General features: G+C 34.0%; 5 protein-coding genes and 1 tRNA gene. All 6 read left to right on the top strand.

What is annotated here, in order from left to right:
* The first annotated feature begins 202 nt into the window (after positions 1-202).
* Positions 203-1,000 (top strand): glutamate racemase, encoded by a 798-nt coding sequence (gene racE, locus CD128_RS11710; RefSeq protein WP_103330031.1) that lies wholly within the window; start codon positions 203-205, stop codon positions 998-1,000.
* A gap of 20 nt (positions 1,001-1,020) precedes the next feature.
* Entirely contained in the window at positions 1,021-1,599 is a 579-nt protein-coding gene (locus CD128_RS11705; protein WP_103330030.1) for an XTP/dITP diphosphatase, read from the top strand.
* Positions 1,600-1,601: 2 nt separating this feature from the next.
* Positions 1,602-2,111: a YfcE family phosphodiesterase gene (locus CD128_RS11700; protein WP_103330029.1), complete on the top strand. Its 510-nt coding sequence runs from the start codon at positions 1,602-1,604 to the stop codon at positions 2,109-2,111.
* Positions 2,112-2,335: 224 nt separating this feature from the next.
* Positions 2,336-2,409, top strand: a tRNA-Arg gene (locus CD128_RS11695).
* A gap of 408 nt (positions 2,410-2,817) precedes the next feature.
* Entirely contained in the window at positions 2,818-2,952 is a 135-nt protein-coding gene (locus tag CD128_RS11690) for a beta-class phenol-soluble modulin (RefSeq protein WP_103330028.1), read from the top strand.
* A gap of 40 nt (positions 2,953-2,992) precedes the next feature.
* Positions 2,993-3,127, top strand: coding sequence for a beta-class phenol-soluble modulin (locus tag CD128_RS11685; RefSeq protein WP_103330027.1), 135 nt, complete (start codon positions 2,993-2,995; stop codon positions 3,125-3,127).
* Positions 3,128-3,171: the final 44 nt, after the last annotated feature.

The following is a 3,171-nucleotide window of genomic DNA, read 5'->3' as shown; positions in this document are numbered from 1 at the left end:
ACTAAAAAAGTCTGATTTCCTCTTTGTCGCTTAATCTAATTATAATTAAATAATTTTTTTATTTATCAACCGATGTTTGCGTAGAACCGTAATAAATCACTACCTACTTTTTTCATTTTCAAAATGAGTAAAACGGATTAGTCAAACTCAATAGATGACTGTGGTAAAATGAGAGTATTATGTATTATAAGGATGAATGTAAATGAATAGACCAATTGGTGTAATAGATTCTGGCGTAGGAGGTTTAACGGTAGCGAAGGAAATCATGCGACAACTTCCTAATGAAACCATCTATTATCTAGGAGATATAGCAAGATGTCCATATGGCCCACGCCCTGGCGATGAAGTTAAAGAATTTACAACACAGCTTGCAAATAAATTGATGGAATTTAATATTAAAATGTTAGTAATTGCTTGTAATACGGCAACAGCAGTAGCACTTGAGCATTTACAACAACTATTACCTATCCCTGTGATTGGAGTAATTGAACCTGGTGCGCGCACTGCAATTATGACGACGAAAAATCAAAATGTTTTAATCTTAGGCACAGAAGGAACAATTAAGTCTGAAGCGTATCGTCATCATATTAAGCGTATCAATCCAAATGTCAATGTTTACGGTGTAGCATGTCCTGGATTTGTACCTTTAGTAGAGCAAATGCGTTACGATGATCCTACCATCACTAGTATCGTCATTCATCAAACCTTAAAGCAGTGGCGCAATACAGAAGCTGACACGGTAATTCTTGGTTGTACGCACTATCCTTTATTGTATAAACCAATTAATGATTACTTTGGTGGAGAGAAAAAGGTTATTTCTTCAGGTCTTGAAACGGCACGTGAAGTTAGTGCATTACTAACATTTAGTAATGAACATGCGAGCTATTTGCCAAATCCACCGCACCGTTTCTTTGCTACAGGTGATACTGTACATATCAAAAATATTATTGCACAATGGTTAAAACTAGACGTTGAAGTTGAACGTATTCAAGTTATTTAAAAGAATGGAGTGACATAACTTTGGCAGATATAGTAATTGCATCCAATAACCAAGGTAAGATTAATGATTTTAAAGCGATTTTTCCTAATGATAATGTTATAGGGATTTCTGAAGTCATCAAAGATTTCGATGTGGAAGAGACAGGTACTACTTTTGAAGAAAATGCGCGTTTAAAATCAGAGGCAGCAGCTAAAGCTTTGAATAAACGCGTGATTGCAGACGATAGTGGGCTAGAAGTATTTGCACTAAATGGCGAGCCGGGAGTATACTCTGCGCGATATGCTGGCTTGGATAAAAGTGATGAAGCAAATATTGATAAACTGTTGCACAATTTAGAAGGTAAAGAAGACAGAAAAGCACAATTTGTCTGCGTCATTAGTATGAGTGCCCCTGGAGAATCTACCCAAACATTTAAAGGCACTGTAGCTGGAGAAATCACAACTGAAAGACAGGGTGAGAATGGATTCGGCTATGATCCAATCTTTTTTGTTCCGGAAAAGGGCAAAACAATGGCTCAACTCACAACTGAAGAAAAGAGCGAGATTAGCCATCGAGGCAACGCCATTAAGAAATTAAATGCTTATTTGGAGCGTGAGTAATCATGTCTAAATGGTTAATAGCAAGTGATAATCATACAGAAGCAGGTATTTTATATCAATTGTATGAGCAACATAAAGATGCAGATGCTTTCATACATCTTGGTGACTCTGAATTTGAATACAATGATACGGAGCTTAGTCTGTTTCGACGTGTAAAAGGGAATTGTGATTTCTATCCAGAGTTTCCTAATGAAGAAATTGTTGAAGTAGATGGTATTAAAGCTTTTTATACTCATGGTCATCTATATTCTGTCAATCAAACACGTATGAGATTAGCTGAAAAAGCTCAGACATTAGGATGCAAATTAGCATTTTATGGACATACGCATGTAGCTAAATATGAGAACTTAGGTGACGTTCATGTCATCAATCCAGGAAGTATCTCACAATCTCGCAGTAATATAGAAGAAACATTTGCAGAATTACTAATCGATGATAAAGAGCATCACGCTACATTACATTTTAGAAATAGAGATAATCAAATTATCGATACAATTGAATTTCAAATTTAGATTTTACACTTAGGCATGCGTAAGTGTTTTACATTGAAGCATGCCTAAGTGTTATTTTGTAAATATATTACTTAACCATTACTTTCTAAAGAATTTTAAACTGAATGTAAAAAGCGATAGTAATAATTATACTTAATTAGTGAAAAATATAAACTTTTTTTATATTAAAGCTATTGCTAAATGAGGTTTCTTTAGCTATAATAATTCTTGTGTTAAAAATTCATGTCCTGGTAGCTCAGCTGGATAGAGCAATGGCCTTCTAAGCCATCGGTCGGGGGTTCGAATCCCTCCCAGGACGTTATAAAACTCCGCAACCTTATGGTTGTGGAGTTTTTTGTTTAAATCAACCAGATCAAATTTAGTATAAAACTCCTTCTACATATTTAATATATTTCTTCTTAGTTTTTTTCTTAACCTCTCATAATAAAACGCCAAATAATCTATTTTTAAGATATAAAGAATTGCATTTTAGTAAGCGCTTTCTAACTTGTATGTTTTCGACATACATATTTGCATCCCTAACTGTCTAATTGAAAACGTAAAAGAAACAGTTTTGATGTGAAAGTTTCAAGTTAAGAAAAAATCCACCATAAGTTGTACATACCCTTTATAGTATAAGTATCAAAACGATAGCTAAACAAAAACAAAGCAACAACCTAGTAATCGTTTTATAAATTTACCAACTACTTTCTAAGGAGTGTATAAAATGGAAGGTTTATTCAACTCAATTAAAGATACAGTAACAGCAGGCATTAATGGTGACTGGAGCAAATTAGGTACAAGTATTGTAGGTATCGTAGAAAACGGTGTAGGTTTACTAAGCAAATACTTAGGTTTTTAATTAATAAATTACTATATATAACACAAAGGAGATCATTAACATGGAAAAATTATTCGACGCAATCAGAGGTACAGTAGACGCAGGAATCAATCACGATTGGACTAAATTAGGTACAGGCATCGTAGGTATCGTAGAAAACGGCGTAAGCGTATTAGGTAAAATCTTCGGTTTCTAATATAACCTTTACATTCATAAATCACTTAGTTTTTTAAAATAAAA

The sequence above is a fragment of the Staphylococcus croceilyticus genome (assembly GCF_002902575.1).
Classification (GTDB): domain Bacteria; phylum Bacillota; class Bacilli; order Staphylococcales; family Staphylococcaceae; genus Staphylococcus; species Staphylococcus croceilyticus.
The sequence above is the reverse complement of the archived record's forward strand: the minus strand, read 5'-3'. Positions and strand labels throughout refer to the sequence as shown.

What these genes read in the sequence shown, in the direction of transcription:
- racE (WP_103330031.1), top strand. Translation starts at nt 203, where the DNA reads ATGAATAGACCAATTGGTGTAATAGATTCTGGCGTAGGAGGTTTAACG.
- CD128_RS11700 (WP_103330029.1), top strand. Translation starts at nt 1,602, where the DNA reads ATGTCTAAATGGTTAATAGCAAGTGATAATCATACAGAAGCAGGTATT.
- CD128_RS11690 (WP_103330028.1), top strand. Translation starts at nt 2,818, where the DNA reads ATGGAAGGTTTATTCAACTCAATTAAAGATACAGTAACAGCAGGCATT.
- CD128_RS11685 (WP_103330027.1), top strand. Translation starts at nt 2,993, where the DNA reads ATGGAAAAATTATTCGACGCAATCAGAGGTACAGTAGACGCAGGAATC.